We start from the raw sequence: 4,419 nt of genomic DNA on the forward strand, positions 1-4,419 counted from the left end.
CGATGCGCTCGCGCGCCGACAAAACCCCCTTGGCGTGCATCGCTTCGAGCTTCTCGGGCTTGATGTGGTTGATGATCTTCTCGCGCCGCCGGCGCAAGAGGTCTAGGAGTTCCGGCTTGATGGTCATTTTGGATCTTCTTTGCTTTTAGGCCCTTGCGGCCAGCGGTACTTGGCGAACGACGTCGAGTGGGAGGCTGCAATGAGGCAAATTAACGCGGGGTACTGGAGATTGAGCGGGGACGATGCTCGATCGCTACCCGCTCAATCCTTCGTTACAACGTTTAGTCCTTGAAGCGCGACTCAAGGATATCCACGGCGGGGAGACGCTTGCCTTCGAGGAACTCGAGGAAAGCGCCGCCGGCGGTCGAGATGTAGCCGACCTTGTCTTCGATCTTGAATACGTTGATCGCCGAAACGGTGTCGCCACCGCCGGCCAGCGTGAAGGCCTTCGACGTCGCGATGGCTTGGGCGAGCGCCTTGGTGCCGTTGGCGAACGCGTCCATTTCGAAAACGCCGACCGGACCGTTCCAGACGACCGTGCCGGCCGCCGCGATGATGTCGGCGAGCGCCTTGGCCGAGTTCGGGCCGATGTCGAGGATCATGTCGTCGTCGGCAACGTCGTCGACGCTCTTGATCGTGGCTTGCGCGGTGGCCGAGAATTCCTTGGCGACGACCACGTCGGTCGGCAGCGGAACCTTGACCTTGGCCATCACGGCCTTGGCTTGATCGACGAGATCACGTTCGGCGAGCGATTTTCCGATCTTCTTGCCCGAGGCGAGCAGGAAGGTGTTGGCGATACCGCCACCGACGATCAGTTGGTCAACCTTGGCCGACAGGCTTTCGAGCACGGTCAGCTTGGTCGAGACCTTGGAGCCGCCGACGATGGCGAGCATCGGACGAGCGGGTTGGGCGAGCGCCTTGGTCAGCGCTTCGAGCTCGGAGGCGACGCAGGGGCCGGCGCAGGCGACCGGGGCGAACTTGCCCATGCCGTAGGTCGTCGCTTCGGCGCGGTGCGCGGTACCGAAGGCGTCCATGACCCAGACGTCGCACAGGGCGGCCATCTTCTTCGACAGGTCTTCGTTGCACTTCTTCTCGCCCTTGTTGCAGCGGCTGTTCTCGAGCATGACGACTTCGCCCAGCTTGACTTCGAAGCCACCGTCGACCCAGTTCTGGACGAGGCGAACTTCCTGGCCGAGGAGTTCGGACATACGCTTGGCCACCGGGGCCAGCGAATCTTCGTTCTTGAACTCACCTTCGGTCGGACGACCGAGGTGCGAGGTAACCATCACTGCGGCGCCCTTGGACAGCGCGTACTTGATGCCCGGCAGCGCGGCACGGACACGGGTGTCGTCGGTAATGGCGAGGTTGTCGTCTTGCGGGACGTTGAGGTCGGCGCGGATGAATACACGCTTGCCGGCCACATCCAGATCGGTGAGGCGTTTGAAAGTCATGGCAGTACTCGATTCGAAGCTGGGAGTTGAAAACAAAAAAGGGGCACCTGAAGTGCCCCTTTGTCGGGGTGTTACTTGGTCATGACGCGAATCATTTCCAAGACCTTGTTGGAATAGCCCCACTCGTTGTCGTACCACGAAACAACCTTGACGAAGGTGCCGTCGAGCGCGATACCGGCTTCGGCATCGAACACCGACGTGCAGGTTTCACCACGGAAGTCGGTCGCGACAACCTTGTCTTCGGTGTAGCCGAGAACGCCCTTCATGGCGCCTTCCGACGCGGCCTTCATGGCTGCGCAGATGTCCTTGTACGAAACTTCCTTGTTCAGTTCGACGGTCAGGTCGACGACCGAAACGTCGGAGGTCGGAACGCGGAAGGCCATGCCCGTGAGCTTCTTGTTCAGTTCGGGAATGACGACGCCGACAGCCTTGGCAGCACCGGTCGAGGACGGGATGATGTTCTCGAGGATGCCACGACCACCGCGCCAATCCTTGTTGGACGGGCCGTCAACGGTCTTCTGGGTGGCGGTTGCAGCGTGAACCGTGGTCATCAGGCCGCGCTTGATGCCCCAGTTGTCGTTCAGAACCTTGGCAACCGGTGCCAGGCAGTTCGTCGTGCAGGATGCGTTCGAGATGATGGCCTGACCAGCGTAGGTCTGGTGGTTGACGCCGAAAACGAACATCGGGGTGTCGTCTTTCGACGGGGCGCTCTGGATGACTTTCTTGGCGCCGGCGGCGATGTGCTTCTCGCAGGTTTCTTTGGTCAGGAACAGGCCGGTCGATTCGACGACGACGTCGGCACCGACTTCGCCCCACTTCAGTTCGGCCGGATCCTTGACGGCGGTCAGGCGAATCTTCTTGCCGTTGACGACGAGCGTGTTGCCCTCGACAGCCACGGTGCCCTTGAAGCGGCCGTGAACCGAATCGTACTTGAGCATGTAAGCGAGGTAGTCAGGCTCCAGCAGATCGTTGATGCCAACGATCTCGATGTCGCTGAAATTCTGGACAGCAGCACGGAAAACCATACGACCGATACGACCAAAACCGTTGATACCTACTTTGATTGTCATGATTCACTTTCCTTTTTAAAAAAACCGGGTGCGGATGACGAAACCTTCGATCGGCAAGAATCCGTCATCTGGAGGTCAAAGAACTGCAACAAACTTGCCGCTGGGGGTAGAAATGGCATGTCGACAACCAAAAACCGCGGAAAAAAACGCCAAGAAAAACGCAATTTCCGTCCACATGTAAGACAAACGCCCCAAGGCAATGATTATGCGCCTGATTGGAGGATTTTTCCAGTCCGAGGGGCAATCGCGGGACTGTGGAGTGTGCGCTGTCGGCGCCGTGTCTGATGTTCCTGCGCGCGGATCGTCAATATGTCGATGCGGGCAAAACGGGGGCAATGCTCGGGTCTGTCGGTCGGGTCGCAAGCCGGCCGCAGAGGAAAAACGGCGCATCCTCGATGCCCGCTATTTGTTCCAGGTGGCTCGCGGAATTCGTTTTTTTTCGCATAGAATAGCCTTGCTACCGCTATTCGAACCGGCTTACGCCGCGAGCATAGCCAATCCAACGCCTAGAGGTTTTACCAAATGACGATCACTGCTTCGGCCGCATGGGCGGCTCTTGATACTCACCGGGGCGCAATCGCGAAGACCCATCTCCGCGATTTGTTCGCGGCCAATCCAAAGCGGGTTGAATCGCTTTCGTTGTCGTTCGGCGGCATGTTCTACGATTTTTCCAAGCAGCGGATGACCGCGGAGACGCTGGCTTTGCTCGTGTCGCTGGCCAAGGAGGCGCTGGTTCCGGAGTGGAGGGAGCGGATGTTCTCCGGGGAGAGGATCAACATCAGCGAAGGGCGCTCGGTGTTGCATACCGCATTGCGCAGGTCTGTCGGGCCGTTCCCCGGCAAGCAGTTCGACGTCATGCCGGAGGTGATCGAAACGCGGCGTCGCATGGCGGAATTCGCTGAGCGCCTGCGCTCAGGCAAACACCTCGGCCACAAAGGTATGCCGATTCGTGACGTGGTCAATATCGGTATCGGTGGATCCGACCTCGGGCCGAAGATGATGAATCAGGCGCTGCGTTCGATGAGCCATCCGGCGTTGAATGTGCATTACGTCTCCAACCTCGATGGCGCGCAGCTGGCGCCCTTGCTGCAGACGCTTGACCCGCGTACGACGCTTTTCATTGTCGTCAGTAAAACCTTCACCACGCAGGAGACGATGTTCAACGCCAATACGGCGCGCGACTGGCTGCGTGCCAATCTGGGTGACGAGCTCGTCGTCGAGAACCATTTTGCCGCGGTGTCGAGCAAGCCGGAACGGGCCGTTGAATTCGGTGTGCCCGGAAATCTGGTCTTTCCGATCTGGGACTGGGTCGGTGGTCGCTATTCTTTGTGGTCGGCCGTCGGCTTGGCGCTGATGGTCGCCATCGGGCCGCATGCGTTTGATGAAATGCTTCGTGGCGCAGAACGCATGGATGAACATTTCCGGTCGGCACCGTTCGAGCAGAACCTGCCGGTCGTGATGGCGCTCATCGGGATCTGGAACACCAATTTCCTGAGTGCTTCGACGCTCTCGATGCTGCCGTACAACGAGTCGCTGAAGTACTTTCCGTCCTTCCTGCAGCAGCTTGAAATGGAGAGCAACGGAAAAACGGTGACGGCGGACGGCAAGCCGCTCGACTACGAGACGTGCCCGATCGTCTGGGGCGAACTTGGCAACAACGGCCAGCACGCGTTTTTCCAGTTGCTGCATCAGGGCGGGCGTTTGATTCCCTGCGACTTCATCGCATCGGCCCGCTCCGACTATCCCTTGCCCGGCCACCAGGAGGCGCTGCTGTCCAACTGCTTCGCGCAGAGCGCGGCGTTGGCGTTTGGCCGCGATGAAGACGAGGTGCGCGCGAACATGGAAAAGGAGGGCGTCAGCCCGCAGCAAATCGCCGACTTGTTGCCGCATCGGGTGTT

General features: G+C 59.6%; 3 protein-coding genes. 1 reads left to right on the plus strand and 2 read right to left on the minus strand.

Annotated features, from left to right (window positions below; all coding sequences use genetic code 11):
* Positions 1–281: 281 nt before the first annotated feature.
* A complete protein-coding gene (locus KBA32_RS16445; RefSeq protein WP_294361301.1) occupies positions 282–1,451 on the minus strand; it encodes a phosphoglycerate kinase in 1,170 nt (389 codons plus the stop codon).
* Positions 1,452–1,522: 71 nt separating this feature from the next.
* On the minus strand, positions 1,523–2,521 hold the full coding sequence (gene gap, locus KBA32_RS16450) for a type I glyceraldehyde-3-phosphate dehydrogenase (protein ID WP_294361303.1): 999 nt from the start codon (positions 2,519–2,521) through the stop codon (positions 1,523–1,525).
* Positions 2,522–3,043: 522 nt separating this feature from the next.
* Here gap and pgi point away from each other — a divergent pair.
* The coding region (pgi, locus tag KBA32_RS16455; protein WP_294361305.1) for a glucose-6-phosphate isomerase at positions 3,044–4,419 on the plus strand (1,376 nt) is incomplete at its 3' end.

The organism is Propionivibrio sp. (genome assembly GCF_017995515.1).
Lineage (GTDB): Bacteria > Pseudomonadota > Gammaproteobacteria > Burkholderiales > Rhodocyclaceae > Propionivibrio.

Coding starts and splice junctions, on each gene's coding strand:
- KBA32_RS16445 (WP_294361301.1), bottom strand. CDS start 1,451: ATGACTTTCAAACGCCTCACCGATCTGGATGTGGCCGGCAAGCGTGTA.
- gap (WP_294361303.1), bottom strand. CDS start 2,521: ATGACAATCAAAGTAGGTATCAACGGTTTTGGTCGTATCGGTCGTATG.